Raw genomic sequence first — 17,147 nt, forward strand, 5'->3', positions numbered from 1 at the left:
TATATCCTCTAACTAATTAAAGTTTCGGGACAAAACATCATCACGTTAAGCAATGCGTGAGTGAGTTCTTAGAGCGAGGCACATTCATGTGCCTCATCACGCAACAAGTAAAAGAAAAAATCAAATTCATCCCCAACGAATTTAACCAACCAAAGTCTGATCTGCGGTGAAAGCATTTTACCCCGCCCTGCTCTGGTAAGTATTCGGGGAACAAATATGCCAGGTGCTGATTTTTCTCCGCTTACAATGACGCGGTTGCCCCTAGACGCATGCCATCGTCAATAACCAGAAAACGTGAGGATGATGGTATATCCGTCTTTGACATTTTTATTTCTCTCCCTTCATTTTTTTGCAAAAAACTTGAAAATATTTTCCATAAATTAAATAAGCAACGATATACTCATATTGCTCTTCTAAATAAGGAGCCGCCTTAAACCTCGTTAGTCACTCATGTTAGTAACTAGTCAATAAGGGGTATTTATGGATAGAAAAAATGAAGTTATTCAGACACATCCTCTTGTAGGTTGGGACATCAGCACCGTTGACAGTTATGATGCCATGATGATCCGTTTACACTACTTATCCACCTCGGATCAAGCTCCAGATGAAGCACAAGTTGACCGGACGCTATGGTTAACAACCGATGTCGCCAGGCAGTTGATAAACATACTGGAAGCAGGAATCGCTAAAATTGAATCAACGGATTGTCAATCCAGTGACTATCGGAAACATTAGTGATTGATATCGTTTACCAAAAATTTTTATACCAGATTTATTTTATTAAATGATTAACGATAACACCGCCTTCCCGGCGGTGTTGTCGTTTTAAATAATCCCTTTGTTTCCCTTTTTACGGTGTCGTATTTTTCACCACAATCTCATAACAAATAATCACTCGCTACATCATTATTCCGCTAATAAACAATCAAAGTTGCGCAAAATTTAATCTATCAAACAGTGATAACTTCTTGAGCTGAAATGATCCAGGAAGCGTTATTTATTTCTTTGTCATTCCCGTTGATTAGATTGAATAAAAAATAAATTTAAATTCAAAAAAATTGCTCAACGTTGCGTAATTGTAATGTTTTGAAATTTCATTTTTCATTTGTTTTTTTTCATGATTAATTTTTGCCAAGTTGATCACGTTATCAGCATAACAAGGAACCACCACGCTGAACGTGATAAACACCTCCGCAGTGCAGAATTTCTCAATGTATCCAAACATCCGCAGGCCACATTTACGTCAACCGAAGTGAAAAAAGAGGGTGATGAACTGGACATCACGGGCAATCTGACTCTGAACGGCGTCACCAAACCCGTAAAACTGGAAGCGAAACTGGTTGGACAGGGAAATGACCCATGGGGTAACTACCGCGCCGGTTTTGAAGCCGAGGGCACTATTAAGCTAAAAGATTTCAACATCACAACAGATCTAGGCCCGGCCTCTCAGGAAGTTGAACTGATCCTTTCAGTTGAAGGCGTACGGCAGAAGTAAAATATAGATGTTGTCGATGATACAAGCCCTTTCAGAAATGAAGGGGCTTGTATTTTAGCGTTATACCATATCCTCATCGGATGACGAGGACGACGACGGTATAGATAAGGTACTCTTCAATAATCCCTTGGATTTGTTAAAAACTTTCATCCCATTTTCACGACCACTGCGCTTCGCCCGCTGCTCTTCCAGAGGAAGTGCCATCTCCTCCTGGCAATGGGGGCTGCAACAACCGTCGTATTTCATCGCACAAGATGGACACTGGATAAACAGCAAGTGACACCCTTCATTACGACAGTTGGTATGGCTATCACAAGGGGCGCCGCACTGATGACAATGCGCAATAACATCATCGGAAATACGCTCGCCCATCCGTTCATCAAAAACGAAATTTTTACCAATAAATTTCAGTGGTAGTCCTTTTGCCTTCGCCTGACGAGCATACTCAATGATCCCACCTTCAACGTGATAAATATTTTTAAAACCATGATGCAGCATGTAAGCACTTGCCTTTTCACAGCGAATACCCCCCGTGCAATACATGACGATATTCTTATCACGCTCATGATTGAGCATATCTACTACCATAGGAAGTTGCTCCCGAAACGTATCAGAGGGAACTTCCAACGCATTTTCAAAATGCCCAACTTCGTATTCGTAGTGGTTACGCATATCAACAAACAGCGTATTCGGATCTTCCGCCATGGCGTTGACCTGCTCTGCTTTCAGGTATTGCCCTACGTTGGCCGGATTAAACGTAGGATCGTCAATACCATCTGCCACAATACGATCGCGAACTTTCATTCTCAGCACCCAAAATGATTTACCATCATCATCCAACGCGATATTGAGTCGAATCTGGTCAAGTGCAGGATGCATAGTAAACAGCGTCGATTTAAATGCATCGAACTGATTATTCGGTACACTGATTTGCGCGTTAATGCCTTCAGATGCAATGTAAATGCGCCCAAATACATTCAGCTGTTTGAATTGGATATACAAACGATCGCGAAATAGATTAGGTTCATCAATCGTAAAATATTTATAAAAGGAAACTGTGGTACGCGGCTCGGTTTCCGCGAGCATACGCGCCTTCAGTTCCTCATTGGAAACTCGGTTATGTAACACTGGCATGGTGTACTTTCCTGTCTTCGTTGAGGTGAACAATACCGGCGGCATCATACTTGGTTGCTGTCAGGAAGTGAAATTGCCGATGGAATGTGAAATAGTGATCTCATCATATCAGTAACGTTGCAGGTCTTTGCCTGGATCGTTACCTTCCCGATTTCCTGAGAAAAGCATAATCAGAGGTCGTTACAATGAGCCAATTATTCACCCCCGTTTCTTTTGGCAAGCTCACACTACCAAACCGTGTGATCATCGCACCGATGTGTCAGTACTCCGCAGACGAAGGAAAAGCAACGGCATGGCATACCATGCACCTGGGCCATCTCTCCCACTCTGGCGCTGGCTTGCTGATTATCGAAGCAACATCCGTTACACCCGAAGGCCGGATCTCCCCCAACGATCTGGGATTATGGGATGACGCTACCGAGCAAGCTCTTGAACCAGTTATTCAGGCCGTAAAACGTTATTCAACGATCCCATTAGGTATTCAGCTCGCGCATGCGGGGCGTAAGGCCTCAACAGCGGTCCCCTGGGAAGGGCGTGCCTTTTTGCGCAAAGAACAAGGAGGCTGGCAAACCGTCGCACCCTCAGCGCTCCCTTATAATGAAACGGACGACATACCACTCGCCATGTCACGGCAACAAATCCAGGATCTTATTGCCGCGTTTGTTGAATCAGCCAAACGAGCAGACCGTCTCGGTTTTGACTTGATCGAACTGCATGCCGCACACGGTTACTTAATGCATCAATTTCTATCACCATTATCCAACCAGCGTACTGATGATTATGGCGGTTCATTACAGAACCGCCAGCGTTTAGTGTTAGAGGTTTACCAAGCAGTGCGACGAGTTTTTCCCGCACACAAAGCGGTGGGCGTCAGAATTTCAGCGACAGATGGCGTTGATGGCGGCTGGGATGTGGCGCAATCAATTCAACTCAGCAAAGCACTTCATGAATTAGGCTGTGATTTTATCCATGTTTCCAGCGGTGGATTGTCAGCCAAACAGCACATCCAGCCCGGCCCTAACTATCAGGTTCCCTATGCTCAACGTATTAAGCAGGAAGTCGGTATCCCCACAATTGCCGTCGGACTGATTACTGAACCAGAGCAAGCTGAAGCCATCATCGCGACAGGCGAAGCCGATGCGGTCGGGCTAGCTCGAGCGATTCTTTTCAATCCTCGCTGGCCTTGGCATGCCGCAGCCAAGCTCGGTGCTCAGGTTAGCGCGCCACCGCAGTATTGGCGCAGTGAACCTCGTTACGTAAAAGATCTCTTTCAGCAATAGCGCAGGCGTTCGTGATGGATTATCGACATTCCGAGGCGATGCCATCAAAGGTTAAAAACCATCATCAGGAGATGGTATCATGACTGCCATCTCCATTTTTTGTATAAAAATCAGGCTGAAACACGTCGCCAATTTGTTTTTTCATGAAACTGCCGCAATAATCTATTCAACAGAGTAAATAATTTATTCACTTCATTTAACGGTATACGTGCAAATTCGCACCAGAATATTGATATTAAGGCCATGACACAGATCCCTTCTTTTAATCGTTCACTTTTACATCCACGATACTGGGCCACCTGGTTAGGCATCGGTATCCTTTACCTTATCGTTTTATTGCCTTACCCCGCCCTATATTGGATCGGAACCCGACTAGGTCATCTCTCTATGCGTTTGTTACCTCGCCGAGTCGAGATTACCACTCGAAATCTGGAACTCTGCTTTCCAGACATGACGCTAGCAGAGCGAAATGAATGGGTTAGGAAAAATTTCGAAGCCGTTGGCATGGGTGTACTAGAAACCGGCATGGCATGGTTCTGGCCAGATTGGCGCATTGATCGTTGGTTTACGGTAAAAGGCCTTGAACATATACAGTCAGTGCGTGAACGCAAAAAAGGAATCCTGCTTATCGGTATTCATTTTTTGACACTGGAACTTGGCGCTCGTATTTTCGGTATGAAAAACCCTGGGATCGGTGTCTATCGCCCCAATGACAATAAGTTGATTGATTGGCTACAGACATGGGGAAGACTGCGTTCCAACAAGTCCATGCTAGACCGTAAAGATCTGAAAGGTATGATTCGGGCATTAAAACAAGGTGAGATTATCTGGTACGCACCAGACCATGACTACGGCCCGCGCAGCAGTGTATTTGTTCCCTTGTTTGCGGTTGATAAAGCCGCGACAACGATCGGAAGCTATATTCTGACTCGCTCGGCTCGACCAGCCATTGTGCCGTTTGTCCCGCGCCGTTTGCCAAATGGGAAAGGATATGAGCTCTTAATTCAACCCGTCGAATGGGATGTTCCGATAGAGAGCGAAGTAGCTACCGCAACCTGGATGAACAAAGTGGTTGAAGAGAACATTCTGTTAGCTCCGGAACAATACATGTGGCTGCATCGACGTTTTAAAACACGACCAGAGGGCGAACCTTCTCTGTATTAACGACACCGCATTCAATTCTTATCCCTTCACGAACGTATCGTGAAGGGACTTCCTTCTCTCGTCGAATCGTCAATACTTACTGAATCCGCTTGCGGATCAATAGCAAAGCAAGTTTGGGGTAAAAAAAAAGCAACAGTGAAAAACTATTGCTTTTTTGGATGCTGATATTAAGAAAAAATCAACGTTTGATCAGTGGTGCGGAGAGCTTCCGATAATAATCAGACCATGCTACATGCTTATCCGGTTGCTGCCACACATGGTAATGTAAGCGAGAAATGGTGACCGGATCGCTGAGCAAAGCCAAACGCTGGTTATTATCCACTTCTTCCGGTTTACGATTCAGTGCGTCATGAACATGCTGTTCGCGAACGGCTTCGATCGCCTGACTGAAACGATGTCGGGCTGTGGCCATCGCACTAGCGAGCGCATTAATTGAAGGATCGAATACCGCCTGAATAAATCCATGCTCCAATTTACGCTGACGGTTCAACTGGCAATATTTATCCGTCGCGACAAGCTCACGAGGCGGCTCATATTCTTCTGGTATTAACAACAGTTTGGCTCGTTTACAACCGAGGCCTAATGAGGCACGGCTAGAATAAACAGACACAAAGGGCGACAGAATCAATGAGAACACAATGGGAGACAACCACCACAAGAAGCGTAAATCCAACCAGGCCATCCCAATAGCCCAAACCAGACCTAACGCCAGTTGGGAACCATGACGAACGAAGGCTTCTCCCCATGGCGTTGCATCATCATCCCGCTGAGGTGACTTCCACTGTACAGACCACCCAAGAAACGCACTGACAACAAACACCGTGTGGAACAACATCCTCACCGGAGCCAGAAGGACCGAAAACAACATTTCTACTAGCAAAGAAATGAATACTCGGAACGCGCCACCATAGGGTTTTGCGCCTTTCGCCCAAACCAAAATGACACTCAGCAGTTTAGGCAGAAACAGTAATACCAGCGTGGTGGAAAATAGCGCAATCGCCAGTTCTGGCCGCCACTGTGGCCAGACGGGGAATAACTGCCTGGGCTGTAGAAAATACTGCGGCTCCATCAGCGTATGCACCACCTGCAAAGCCGTTGATAGCATCAAAAACATGAACCATAGCGGTGCAGAAAGGTAAGACATCACCCCTGTCAGGAATACGGCGCGATGGACCGGATGCATCCCTTTAACCAGAAACAACCTGAAATTCATCAAGTTACCATGACACCAACGACGGTCACGTTTTAATTCATCCAACAGATTTGGCGGTAATTCCTCATAACTTCCCGGCAAATCATACGCAATCCAGACCCCCCATCCGGCACGACGCATCAATGCTGCTTCAACGAAGTCGTGAGAAAGGATGGCGCCAGCAAATGATCCTTCACCAGGCAACGGTGCCAAGGCACAGTGCTCAATGAACGGTTTCACTCGAATAATCGCGTTGTGTCCCCAATAATGGGACTCACCTAATTGCCAGAAATGAAGGCCTGCGGTAAAAAGCGGACCATACACCCGGGTGGCAAACTGTTGGCAACGTGCATAGAGCGTGTCCATACCAGATGCCTTCGGTGAGGACTGAATAATCCCGGCATTGGGATTCGCTTCCATGAGTCTGACAAGCGATGTCAAACATTCGCCACTCATCACGCTATCGGCATCCAAAATCACCATATAGCTATATTGACTACCCCAACGGCGGCAGAAATCATCAATATTGCCACTCTTGCGTTTGACACGGCGGCGGCGGCGGCGATAAAAAATGCGTCCGGCTCCCCCGACATCGCGGCAAAGCTCCATCCAGGCTTTTTGTTCCGAAACACACGTATCAGGATCGTTACTGTCGCTCAATACATAAATGTCGAAGTGGTCAAGCGCTCCCGTTGCTTCCACCGACTCATAGGTGGCACGCAACCCCGCAAACACTCGTTCAACATCCTCATTACAGATCGGCATGATCAGCGCAGTACGATGTTCTGGATTAAGCGGCTCATCCCCTACTGTCGTGGATGAAATGCTATATTTATCACGCCCGATCAGTAATTGCAGAAACCCCATCAACGCAGTCCAGAACCCAGCGGAAACCCAGCAAAACAACACCGCAAATAGAACCAGAATACCGCTTTGCAATACATAAGGGAGCATTTGCATTAATGACCGAGTCAAAGGCTGATCGGACATAGCAAACGGGTCAATCAACGCCCAACCTTGATAAGGCAAAATCGTCTTCATGTACCATGTTGCAACCGCCGTCTGAAAAAGCGTCAGGATTAGCAGAATATAACGGCGGATAGTACCGACCAAACGCCAGCGATTTTCAGCAATTCGCTCTTCAGGGCTGGTATGGTGGCGAGGTGGCGTTGAGCGCCCCAACAGACTTTCCCACCAGCGGACTAGTGGGTTAGTCCGCCAAACATCGGGGAACATGGATGCTCGGGTGATTGTCGGCATCGCCTTTAATGCTGTCCGACCTTCTCTGTCTTTGCCTAATTGATTACCGTCATTTAATGCATCTGGCCAAGCCATCTCCAAACGCGCTTTAACCGAATTCAGTGTGGCATCGTCTTCTGTACGAATATTGACCTGCTCATCGTTAGCCAATGCCTGATGCAAGGCAACCTGTTCCATATTGTCAGATTTCGGTAGCTTCTCACGTAAAACCCCTGCCTGCTCAGCAGACAGGGGTAGCTTCTCAATATAATTGAGAGGGGTAGTTGACTTATTCATTAGCAGGTAGCTGATAGCTCCAGGTTTCAGTCAAAGTGGTTTCGCCATTAACCAACGCGGCCCTCATTTCTGTTGGCTGCTTGTTATCTTTCACTTTCAAACGCAATGTCAAGCGCCAGCCATGAGTCACCGGGTTATAACGGACATTGTTTTCAACAATTTCACCGTTGTCACCAATACTAACCTGCGAGGCGATAGGCGTCGCTTCATCCATTTCTTTCAGCGTCGGACCAACAAAGTCGACCAGAAAAGCGATCGTGCCATCAGGCTGACGGATCAAGTTGGATTGCTTCACATCGCCAGTGGAACGACGCGTTTGCTGTACATAAGCAATTTCTGGTGAATGCAACTGATCTTCATCACGGGTGAAATGAATTCGATATTTTAAATCCAGCGGTTTGCCAGTTTCAGGCAAAACATCCGGCGTCCAGAATGCAACGATATTATCGTTCGTTTCATCAGCCGTTGGAATTTCAACCAGTTCAACCTTACCTTTACCCCACTCGCCTTTGGGTTCGATCCAACCGCTTGGGCGCAGGTCATAGCGATCATCCAAATCTTCATAGGCTGAGAAATCGCGGCCACGCTGTAATAAACCAAACCCTTTGGGATTTTCTATGGCGTAAGTGCTGACAGAAAGATGTTTCGGGTTATTCAGCGGTCGCCAGATCCATTCACCATTACCGGCATGAATTGACAAGCCATTGGAGTCATGCAGCGCAGGGCGATAGTTCAACGTTGAGGAGGGCTGATTCGGCCCGAAAAGATACATACTGGTCAGCGGTGCAATCCCCAGTTTACCCACGTTATCACGCAGATAAACTTTGGCCTGAACATCCATCACACTGTCGCGACCAGGATAGACAATGAAGCGATAGGCACCCGTTGCACGTGGCGAATCCAACAATGCATAAATGACCAGATGTTTATCATTTTGCTTGGGTCGTTCGATCCAAAACTCACGAAAACGCGGAAACTCTTCGCCGGACGGTAAAGCGGTATCAATAGCCAATCCGCGAGCTGACAGACCATAAATCTGCCCTTTCCCCACAACGCGGAAATAACTTGCCCCCAGCATGCTGACGATCTCATCGTCTTTATCCTGTTTATTAATGGGATAAAGCACTTTGAAACCCGCAAAGCCAAGATTTTTTACCGTTTCCGGATCGTGGTTAACTGAGCCAAAATTAAAGTAATCAGCCGAATACTTAATTTCATCAACCGTTGTTGCGGTGACTTCATTAATTTTCACCGGCGTATCGAAATACATCCCTTGATGGTAGAACTGTAGTTTGAATGATGTCTGTAACGCGTTCCAGTATGATTTTTCGTGATTAAAATGAATCTGCTGATAATCGGCAAATTTCATATCACGGAATTGCGCTGGAAGATTACTTTTCGGCGCTTCAAAACCTTTAGCGGCCAGTTTCTCTGCTTCTTTAGCGACATCATCAATAGAAAACGCCCACGCTGGCGCTGCGCTTAATGACAACATTACCATCGCTGAAAGCCAGCGAAGGCTGGCGACTCGCTGTTTAGTACCAAATTTATTAACCAGCACAACTCCCCCTGTACGTGTGCTTCAATCAACTAAAATCCATATTAATGGATAAGTTAGCTTTCCGACAACTTGATAAAGAGATGGTTCATCATAATAGGTCAGCGTTTAAGCAACACGCCCCTGAAAAGTAGATAAACCGAGTAAGAAAAATCTCAATTCGGCCCCTATGCGACATTCACACAAGTAACGTTGGATAAACATTTATGTAACCGAATCAGTAACAAATGAGGTACAGTATCACGACGACATCCAGTACAACGGATAATTCCTTAATGATGCATCTGTTTGCATTGCGACAACAACGTTTTCCAGCCTGGCTGGGCATTTTCGCGATCTTAACCATCGCCATTGCCCCGATAATTTCACAAGCGCTGGTACAACTCGATCGTGATACAAACACACAGTACATCGGCGAACAAATCAATACAGCAGGACACCATCACCCTACGACATCGTCTCCCGCTGATAAGACTAAGTCAGACAGACAGTCTCATGATTCTCATACAACAGTCATGATGGATCACGCAGCTTGTGGGTACTGTGTGCTTTTCTCCTACTCACCTGCATTATCCGCGATCAATAGTCTGGTTGTTGTCGCCACAAACTCGTTAAATCACAAGCTCATCCCTCTCCCTATTTCGTCCATTATTCCTATTGAACGGTTTGTCCCTCCACTTCCCCGCGCCCCACCTCTCTGAATACAGTCAGCTAAACCGCCGGTTATATATAACAAACTCAGCGACATATCACTTCAGATATGCCGTTCGTTTGCGTTACATCACTGTCAACTGCTTTCAGAAGGTTTTATGCCACGTTCTTATTCCCACACGTCAGCGGCCAAGCGTTCGGAAACGCCCCTCGTAGATACCGTATCACCACGTGCTGCAATTATCGCGCTGCTCATTCGACTTCATTTTTATATCGGCCTGTTTGTTGGACCGTTCATCTTCGTCGCTGCCCTCACAGGGACGTTATACGTGCTCACTCCGCAAATTGAAGAGCGACTATACGCCCACCAACTCTTTAGCCAAAGTAGCGGAACACCACACTCGCTGGCAGAACAGATCGTGGCTGCCCAGGCCGTATTGGGTCATCATGCTGATATGCCCAGCGCGATTCGTCCGGCAGCCACAATCGGCGAAACAACCCGTATCATGTTTTCCTCCCCGGCACTCGGCCCTTCGGAAAGTCGAGCAATCTTCATCGACCCGATTTCTTTGGAGATCCGTGGCGATGAAACAGTTTATGGCACCAGCGGGGGTCTGCCATTCCGTACCTGGCTTGATTATCTGCACAGAGGGTTATTACTGGGTGATGTCGGGCGAAATTACAGTGAGCTGGCAGCATCATGGTTATGGGTTGCGGCGCTTGGAGGCTTAACCCTCTGGTGGACGACCCGGCATTCAACATCCCCGGTCAAACGGCGTCACACCGTTACTCGCCAGACACCCGCGATGAAAAAACGCCGCTTACGCCATTGGCATACCACCATGGGACTGAGTCTCATGATCGGTTTACTCTTCTTTTCTGCAACCGGATTAACCTGGTCGCAGTGGGCAGGCAACAATATCGCGATAGCCCGTAGTGCGCTGGGATGGCAAACGCCCTCAGTCAAAACGCAACTGACAGAAAGCATGGACCACCACGATCACTCCCATTCATCTGATGCTCATGCAGAACATCAGATGTCAATGCCGATGCACAGCACCATGGAAGCGATCTCGCCAGAAATGTTTGATCAGGTGTTAGCCGTAGCTCAGAAAGCCGGTATTGATGCCAGTAAGATAGAAATAAAACCCGCCAGAAAAGAGAATCAGGCCTGGACGGTTAGCGAAATTGATCGTTCATGGCCCACACAGGTTGATGCAGTCTCCATCGATCCCCACTCATTGAACGTGATCGATAGAACAGATTTTACCACTTTCCCATTGGCTGCAAAATTGACACGCTGGGGAGTAGACGCTCATATGGGGGTACTGTTTGGTTTACCAAACCAGCTCATATTAGCCGCATTTGGATTAGGTCTGTGCACCATGGTTGTATGGGGATATCGGATGTGGTGGTTGCGTCGCCCGCTCTATCAAGGGAAAAACAGCCCGGTAAAAACCCTGACAGACGCGTTGATGAGCCTCCGCCCTTTCACCAGATCGATAGTCATCGCCATTGCGATATTCTTAGCCCTGTGCCTGCCAGTGATGGGGATCAGTTTACTGATATTTGTACTCATCGATGGGGTCCGCTGGCAGCGAAGCAACAACCGCAGGGAATTGATTAAGACATAATCGATATCAATACCGGGTTATGTTTTACCCGGTATAGCTGAAGGCCGCAAAAAAGATCGGCCTTCAGCTCATGATGCTGTCTCCATTGTCCGTATAAACTTCACTGACGAGGAGACTAGCCTGTGCAAAAACGACATGACGTTGAGAGAAAAAGTTACACTCTCAAACTCAGAACGATGTCCAATCTGAAGCGTTGGCTGGCGTTTTATCTCGTGCGAGCGTCGTACTTTTGACCGCAGGCAAAGCCGGGGTAGCCAATATTTCTGATTTTCTCACATGAGCTTGACCCACATCATTCACCCCAAGCTTGAACAGGCTGACCGTTTGCGTCAGGCTATGTGCCTGATCCTGCAAAGCGAGAGCCGCGGCTGCCGATTCTTCAACCAATGCCGCATTCTGCTGAGTCGTCGTATCAATTTGTCCAACGGCCAGATTCATCTGGTTGATTCCATCGCTTTGTTCTCGGCTTGCCTGAGAAATTTCACTGATTATACCGTTCACTCCTTGCACATTTTCAACCAGAGAGCTCATCGTAATGCCGGTCTCCTCCACTAGCTTCATACCGGCCTGAACCTTTTGAAAAGAGTCATCAATAAGCTCTTTAATCTCTTTTGCCGCGGTTGCACTACGTTGCGCCAGCGCTCGAACCTCACTGGCAACAACAGCGAACCCTCTCCCCTGTTCCCCTGCCCGCGCAGCTTCCACCGCGGCATTCAGAGCCAGTATATTCGTTTGGAAGGCAATACCATCAATTACGCCGATAATCTCCGACATACGCTGTGAGGAATCCCGAATCCCACGCATTTCTTGCGTCACGATATTCATCATATCGCCACCTTTTCGAACGGTCTCCGACGTACTAACAGCCAATTCAGTTGCCTGAATTGTGTTATCGGCCGTATTTTTAATGGTCGATGTTAATTGTTCCATCGACGAGGCGGTTTCTTCCAATGAACTCGCCTGTTCTTCCGTTCTGGCCGACAGATCCTGATTACCTGCTGCTATTTGAGATGCTGCACTCGAAATTGATTCCGCGCCTTCCCTCACCTGACTGACAATCTGCCGCAGACTGGTGTTCATATCATGTAACGCCGTCAACAACATGCCGGTTTCATCTTTACGGTTGGTTTGTATTTCTGACGTTAAATCCCCTTGCGCAACATGTTCTGCGACGACTAACGCTTCTTTTATCGGATGCGTGACACTTCGGGTAATCAAAGCGGCGATAACCAAACCGAAAATAATGCTGGCAATGATAATAATGGCAAGCAAAATCAAGGTGTCTCGATAACTGACAGCAGCTTCGTGAGCCGATGCCGTCATCTTGTCATCCTGAACATCAATAAACTCGGTCACGCTATCAATATACTTTTGCTGAGCAACCCGAGTAACATTGAAATATTCATCAGATGCGCCATCAGGATCACCCGCTACGATTAAGGCGGTAAGCTTATTTGTTGATCCCAAGAAATCACGCCGTATCTCAGCAATATTTTGTAAAATCAAACGTGATTTCTCATCACTAACGGACTTCTGTAGTTCATCCATTAAACCGGAAACTCGGGATGAACGTTCTTTGGCTAGCGTTAATTGTTTGTTAATTTCCGTTTGGGATTTAAGTAATAACAGTAATTGCTGATTGTTAAGAAATCTATTTAACTCATCAATTAATTGGTTACTTTTCAGTGTCAACGGATAATTTTGAGAGACAATATCTTCCATTTTCTGATGAAAGTCTGTCAACCTGGAGAGAGTAATACTGCCTACTATCAACAACATCAGTAACAAAAAAGAAAAACCAGCGCCGAGCCGATATCCTATACGCCAATTAGATAAATTCATTTCACTCTCCTTTATTCATCCTTTCTATCTGTACGCTCTAACGCATGTCATCATGCCCAAAAAATACAATGCGATAATTGATAGTACCTATAGCTCCAATGTGTACTCATATAAAAATGGGGTATGGCATGTATTAAGCCTGGTGATAGACCGAAACAAGCACTAAAGTGCAATATCGCACACAACAACACCATCTACAGTGGAAATGAAAGACATTTCCAAAATCTAACTCACTGATAAATCAATAACCTTTACGATCAATTAATCATGTCATTTAGAAAATGGAAGCATGACTGACTCTCTTTCACCCAAGGTGGGTATCGGCGTGACCTCTGTGATCTTTATATTTTATTTATTTAAAAAACAGCGACCATATCTATTTAATCGATCATTTATTAATAATTTACCTATTTGTGAGATAAATAATCTCATGATTTATTAGTAATAAATAAGATTAATATTGATAAATAGTTAAACCGAATAGATGTTTATTTCTATCATGTTGATAATGGCTTTCTAATTATTAATAGAAAGCATCATCATTATAAAGGCGTAAATAAGAGAAAATACTGTTTTAAAATTTCTTTTTCTACAAAACAGTCAGAGTGCGATAATTCTCTTTCCAATGGATATCACACTCCATTCTGGCATTAGGAATATAATGTGATTTAAGTTGATAACATGGATTTTCGACTATCCAGGAAATAAAACGAGAATCATGAGAGGTAATGTATTTTTGCGCATAAATGATGGCAAAAAATCCACCTTTGCTATCATTTTTATAGATCTCATACCGATGGGAAGCGACATCATTGTCCTGTATAAAAACCAATGTTTCTTTCAGTGTTCCCATTAACATAATTGCCTCCACTCATCATATGAGTAGCGTTTATCGGCAAAAAATGGGGAAACCTTACTGATCTCTATCGCAAAATATGATTTTTCCTGGAATAAATAGCACGCTATGACGTGACGCCAAGTGCAGAATCAGAGCGTGCCTGATAGCGGGTTATTTTTTCTTCGATGTATTCTTTGACTTTCCTTTCAGTAACTCTCTGATTTTTTTTATTTCTTTTTGTGTCAGTGGTGATTCTGCAACTTCTTCAGTGCTCTGATTATCAACCAACTCAGCAGGCGCCACTGATGAAGCATCGTGACTATCAAAACTTGCAAGTAGCCGAGCAGTGACTTCAGCACTAATGGAAACGTTATTATCAAGGGCAGCGACTTTAATCTTTTCTTTCAAATCCATAGGGATTTTCAACGACAAGCTAGATATCTCGCTCATTTTATTGCCTTTCTCATGGAATAAAATACAAACCTATGACAGTATTTAAATAAAGTCCATACTGAAACAAAAATTTAATATTTTTGTCATAAACGATATGTGATGAATCTCTCATCAAATAGACGTTATTCATTTTATCTGAAATCATTCTTAATCATTTGCTTGCTTATTATCTACATCATAATGGCGTCTTTTTCCGTTTCCTCCATTCTTCAACCATTTTTTCTGTCACCTCATACTTATAGCAAATGGGACTATACCCGCCTTGCCGACTCCAGGCACTGCGTTTACCACATTGACGACCATTACGGGCAGAATGATAAGGGCACGGACAGTTTCCCGGATATCGACGTAACACTAATGTGCGGTGTTATCATACAAATAACGTGGCTGAGTTAAAGAATTGATCATAGATTATTAACAGCATAGAATGCCGGTGCGTTAAAAACAAAAGGAAACAAACGTGCCACATCACTCTGTGTGGGAACTCATCAAACTTATTTACTTCATCGGTTTTGTCATTTCGATGCTGGTTACCTTACTCCTCAGTAAAGATAAGTCATGGTTTATCCGGATACTTGCCTCACTACTGATTGGGCTAACATGGCCGCTTAGCTTCCCGGTGGTATTGCTCTTCTCTATGTTTTAATCTCTCAGGACGATCGAGGGTATTGCCTGAATCCACTTGGCTACTTCAATACTGAAAAGATAGCGGTTTTTACTTCTTCTGTCGGAGGCCCATTATGGCAAATGGTTGGTCGAATGATAGTTCTGTTCAGGATCAAATTGACGCCACGGTTGACGATGCTATTGCGCGAGCCCGTAGTCAGTTGAACCACGGTGACAGCGCTCTGCGCTGCGAAGAGTGCGATATGCCAATTCCAGAGGCCCGGCGCACTGCATTGCCGGGCGTTCGCTATTGTATTCAATGTCAGGAACAAGCCGATAAAAAACAAACACAAAATAGCGGTTATAACCGACGAGGCAGCAAAGACAGCCAACTGAGATAAAAAGACGTGCAGGCTTGCTTCGTTGGTCCAAGCAAGCCCAACGACACTTTAGCGGACGACTAACACAGATGTTTTAGCATGCCGAACAACCGCTGCTGCGTTTGACCCAAGAAGATATGTTTTCACATCAGGTCGGCGCGATCCAACCACAATCAGATCGGCATTTATCTCTTCGGCCAATAACAACACCTCGTCTCGAGGCGTACCAAAGCTCACGCTGAATGACAGTCGAGACGGCGGAAGGTCGATCTGTGCAACCAGCGCTTTCAGCTTGTCATTAGCCTTCACGACCGCTTCATTTTCAAATTCTTTTATCCCAAAAGAATAGGCCGACAAAAATGCAGATGCATCAGGAAGTGCATGAAAAAGATGTATGGTAGCACCTGACATTTTTGCCAACCTTATGGCATGGACAAGCGCATTTTGGGTTAACAATTCTTCATCAAGATCGACGGGTACTAAAATAGTTGTATACATACCAGCACCTCTTTCTATGGCCTTTGTCTATAAACAGAGTAGCCTGCTTTGTGCCAGAAATGTATGATCTTGTTCACCTTTATGAACAGAATGCTTTTTAAGCACCATGTCTCAGATAACATCCAAAACCGATACCGGCCATCCTGTTACCTAAAACTTAATTGGTTCTTGCTATAAACGATGCGATCAAAAATTAACGCCCCAGTTTTCTGGTTATGCTATGACAAGTAGTTGACTTCATTTATATCCGCGATAACCTCTGTTGCTGTGCGTTGCACGGCCGCTTTCAGGTATTCCAACCTGCACCTTGATGATTTATTGGGTATATATGTATCAGTGTATAAAAATATTATGCGTAACGTTGCTTTTTCCTTATGCCTCTCATGCGACTGGGATATCCACGCCTTTATCGGTCGGCGTTGTATCTTTTGATAAATCGGCAATACAGATATCGACGACAAAAAACAACGTGCTCGGAGATAATATTTTAATTTGCTCCTCGATAAAAAAATCATGTGACCATTATCAAGGAAGCGATTTTTCAAGTGTAACCCCTAATGATGCGGTAGAAGATGTCGCGACAGGAAAAAACATATACACATATTCTTACAGCAATACTCATCGTCAAGAGTTGCAAACAGGGATCAGTCTTGCCCTTATCTTTGATAAACGAGAAATCCAGGCTAAAGACGTTGAATTTGATGGCATAAATATTCTAAAAATCCAAAATAAACAAATCAGCGATGTTATCTCATATTGCACAAGCTCTGAAGGAATTCATGTTCTGTCACAACCCCGCGATATCCATCTTTACTATGCTTTAGGGTATGAGGTCGAGGCTAATTGTCCTGATGAGGTATATCAATAAGAGTTAAAATTAAGGGGG

16 protein-coding genes and 1 pseudogene are annotated in these 17,147 nt (G+C 45.1%); 9 read left to right on the forward strand and 8 right to left on the reverse strand.

Annotated features, from left to right (window positions below):
* Positions 1 to 480: 480 nt before the first annotated feature.
* Entirely contained in the window at positions 481 to 735 is a 255-nt protein-coding gene (gene bssS, locus ACKPVM_RS04075) for a biofilm formation regulator BssS (RefSeq protein WP_409307133.1), read from the forward strand.
* A 430-nt stretch (positions 736 to 1,165) separates the two neighbouring features.
* Positions 1,166 to 1,495, forward strand: a pseudogene (locus ACKPVM_RS04080) (YceI family protein); the annotation flags it as partial.
* A 60-nt stretch (positions 1,496 to 1,555) separates the two neighbouring features.
* Here the strand turns inward: ACKPVM_RS04080 and trhO are convergent.
* Positions 1,556 to 2,629 carry an oxygen-dependent tRNA uridine(34) hydroxylase TrhO gene (gene trhO / locus ACKPVM_RS04085; RefSeq protein ID WP_409307134.1) on the reverse strand — a complete coding sequence of 358 codons (1,074 nt, stop codon included), beginning with the start codon at positions 2,627 to 2,629 and terminating at the stop codon, positions 1,556 to 1,558.
* A gap of 185 nt (positions 2,630 to 2,814) precedes the next feature.
* Between trhO and ACKPVM_RS04090 the strand changes: the two genes are divergently transcribed.
* Both ACKPVM_RS04090 and ACKPVM_RS04095 read left to right on the forward strand, forming a co-directional pair.
* Positions 2,815 to 3,909 (forward strand): NADH:flavin oxidoreductase/NADH oxidase, encoded by a 1,095-nt coding sequence (locus ACKPVM_RS04090; protein ID WP_409307136.1) that lies wholly within the window; start codon positions 2,815 to 2,817, stop codon positions 3,907 to 3,909.
* 243 nt (positions 3,910 to 4,152) lie between these two features.
* Complete coding sequence (locus ACKPVM_RS04095) at positions 4,153 to 5,073, forward strand: Kdo(2)-lipid IV(A) acyltransferase (RefSeq protein WP_409307137.1); 921 nt, start codon at positions 4,153 to 4,155, stop codon at positions 5,071 to 5,073.
* A 178-nt stretch (positions 5,074 to 5,251) separates the two neighbouring features.
* On the opposite strand, the gene mdoH is transcribed toward ACKPVM_RS04095, so the two are convergent.
* Together mdoH and ACKPVM_RS04105 are read right to left on the reverse strand one after the other, a co-directional pair.
* Positions 5,252 to 7,801 (reverse strand): glucans biosynthesis glucosyltransferase MdoH, encoded by a 2,550-nt coding sequence (mdoH, locus tag ACKPVM_RS04100; RefSeq protein WP_409307139.1) that lies wholly within the window; start codon positions 7,799 to 7,801, stop codon positions 5,252 to 5,254.
* Positions 7,794 to 9,302: a glucan biosynthesis protein G gene (locus ACKPVM_RS04105; RefSeq protein WP_409307387.1), complete on the reverse strand. Its 1,509-nt coding sequence runs from the start codon at positions 9,300 to 9,302 to the stop codon at positions 7,794 to 7,796. Before ACKPVM_RS04105 ends, mdoH begins: the two co-directional genes overlap by 8 nt.
* Before the next feature lie 332 nt (positions 9,303 to 9,634).
* Between ACKPVM_RS04105 and ACKPVM_RS04110 the strand changes: the two genes are divergently transcribed.
* Entirely contained in the window at positions 9,635 to 10,060 is a 426-nt protein-coding gene (locus ACKPVM_RS04110) for a DUF2946 domain-containing protein (RefSeq protein ID WP_409307140.1), read from the forward strand.
* Between the two features lie 108 nt (positions 10,061 to 10,168).
* Entirely contained in the window at positions 10,169 to 11,644 is a 1,476-nt protein-coding gene (locus ACKPVM_RS04115) for a PepSY-associated TM helix domain-containing protein (protein WP_409307142.1), read from the forward strand.
* Positions 11,645 to 11,812: 168 nt separating this feature from the next.
* Here ACKPVM_RS04115 and ACKPVM_RS04120 read toward each other — a convergent pair whose 3' ends face one another.
* The 4 genes from ACKPVM_RS04120 to ACKPVM_RS04135 form a co-directional block, all read right to left on the reverse strand.
* Positions 11,813 to 13,486 carry a methyl-accepting chemotaxis protein gene (locus ACKPVM_RS04120; RefSeq protein ID WP_409307144.1) on the reverse strand — a complete coding sequence of 558 codons (1,674 nt, stop codon included), beginning with the start codon at positions 13,484 to 13,486 and terminating at the stop codon, positions 11,813 to 11,815.
* Between the two features lie 589 nt (positions 13,487 to 14,075).
* Positions 14,076 to 14,345, reverse strand: a complete 270-nt coding sequence (locus ACKPVM_RS04125) for a hypothetical protein (RefSeq protein WP_409307145.1) — start codon at positions 14,343 to 14,345, stop codon at positions 14,076 to 14,078.
* Between the two features lie 150 nt (positions 14,346 to 14,495).
* Entirely contained in the window at positions 14,496 to 14,774 is a 279-nt protein-coding gene (locus tag ACKPVM_RS04130; RefSeq protein WP_409307147.1) for a hypothetical protein, read from the reverse strand.
* A 178-nt stretch (positions 14,775 to 14,952) separates the two neighbouring features.
* On the reverse strand, positions 14,953 to 15,132 hold the full coding sequence (locus ACKPVM_RS04135; RefSeq protein ID WP_409307149.1) for a hypothetical protein: 180 nt from the start codon (positions 15,130 to 15,132) through the stop codon (positions 14,953 to 14,955).
* 105 nt (positions 15,133 to 15,237) lie between these two features.
* Between ACKPVM_RS04135 and ACKPVM_RS04140 the strand changes: the two genes are divergently transcribed.
* A complete protein-coding gene (locus ACKPVM_RS04140; RefSeq protein ID WP_409307151.1) occupies positions 15,238 to 15,423 on the forward strand; it encodes a GhoT/OrtT family toxin in 186 nt (61 codons plus the stop codon).
* 94 nt (positions 15,424 to 15,517) lie between these two features.
* Positions 15,518 to 15,784, forward strand: a complete 267-nt coding sequence (locus tag ACKPVM_RS04145; protein ID WP_409307153.1) for a DksA/TraR family C4-type zinc finger protein — start codon at positions 15,518 to 15,520, stop codon at positions 15,782 to 15,784.
* A gap of 48 nt (positions 15,785 to 15,832) precedes the next feature.
* Here the strand turns inward: ACKPVM_RS04145 and ACKPVM_RS04150 are convergent, their stop codons facing one another.
* Positions 15,833 to 16,261: a universal stress protein gene (locus tag ACKPVM_RS04150; protein ID WP_409307154.1), complete on the reverse strand. Its 429-nt coding sequence runs from the start codon at positions 16,259 to 16,261 to the stop codon at positions 15,833 to 15,835.
* A 328-nt stretch (positions 16,262 to 16,589) separates the two neighbouring features.
* Here ACKPVM_RS04150 and ACKPVM_RS04155 point away from each other — a divergent pair, with 328 nt between their 5' ends.
* Positions 16,590 to 17,129 carry a hypothetical protein gene (locus tag ACKPVM_RS04155; RefSeq protein WP_409307155.1) on the forward strand — a complete coding sequence of 180 codons (540 nt, stop codon included), beginning with the start codon at positions 16,590 to 16,592 and terminating at the stop codon, positions 17,127 to 17,129.
* Positions 17,130 to 17,147: the final 18 nt, after the last annotated feature.

Origin of the sequence: Pectobacterium hainanensis (assembly GCF_046237015.1) — a bacterium.
Classification (GTDB): Bacteria; Pseudomonadota; Gammaproteobacteria; order Enterobacterales; family Enterobacteriaceae; genus JBJYIN01.

Excerpts from the sequence above, each read along its gene's own strand:
- bssS (WP_409307133.1), top strand. The coding sequence starts at position 481 with ATGGATAGAAAAAATGAAGTTATTCAGACACATCCTCTTGTAGGTTGG.
- ACKPVM_RS04145 (WP_409307153.1), top strand. The coding sequence starts at position 15,518 with ATGGCAAATGGTTGGTCGAATGATAGTTCTGTTCAGGATCAAATTGAC.
- ACKPVM_RS04095 (WP_409307137.1), top strand. The coding sequence starts at position 4,153 with ATGACACAGATCCCTTCTTTTAATCGTTCACTTTTACATCCACGATAC.
- mdoH (WP_409307139.1), bottom strand. The coding sequence starts at position 7,801 with ATGAATAAGTCAACTACCCCTCTCAATTATATTGAGAAGCTACCCCTG.
- ACKPVM_RS04110 (WP_409307140.1), top strand. The coding sequence starts at position 9,635 with ATGATGCATCTGTTTGCATTGCGACAACAACGTTTTCCAGCCTGGCTG.
- ACKPVM_RS04150 (WP_409307154.1), bottom strand. The coding sequence starts at position 16,261 with ATGTATACAACTATTTTAGTACCCGTCGATCTTGATGAAGAATTGTTA.
- ACKPVM_RS04155 (WP_409307155.1), top strand. The coding sequence starts at position 16,590 with ATGTATCAGTGTATAAAAATATTATGCGTAACGTTGCTTTTTCCTTAT.
- ACKPVM_RS04115 (WP_409307142.1), top strand. The coding sequence starts at position 10,169 with ATGCCACGTTCTTATTCCCACACGTCAGCGGCCAAGCGTTCGGAAACG.
- ACKPVM_RS04090 (WP_409307136.1), top strand. The coding sequence starts at position 2,815 with ATGAGCCAATTATTCACCCCCGTTTCTTTTGGCAAGCTCACACTACCA.
- trhO (WP_409307134.1), bottom strand. The coding sequence starts at position 2,629 with ATGCCAGTGTTACATAACCGAGTTTCCAATGAGGAACTGAAGGCGCGT.
- ACKPVM_RS04125 (WP_409307145.1), bottom strand. The coding sequence starts at position 14,345 with ATGTTAATGGGAACACTGAAAGAAACATTGGTTTTTATACAGGACAAT.
- ACKPVM_RS04105 (WP_409307387.1), bottom strand. The coding sequence starts at position 9,302 with ATGGTAATGTTGTCATTAAGCGCAGCGCCAGCGTGGGCGTTTTCTATT.
- ACKPVM_RS04120 (WP_409307144.1), bottom strand. The coding sequence starts at position 13,486 with ATGAATTTATCTAATTGGCGTATAGGATATCGGCTCGGCGCTGGTTTT.
- ACKPVM_RS04130 (WP_409307147.1), bottom strand. The coding sequence starts at position 14,774 with ATGAGCGAGATATCTAGCTTGTCGTTGAAAATCCCTATGGATTTGAAA.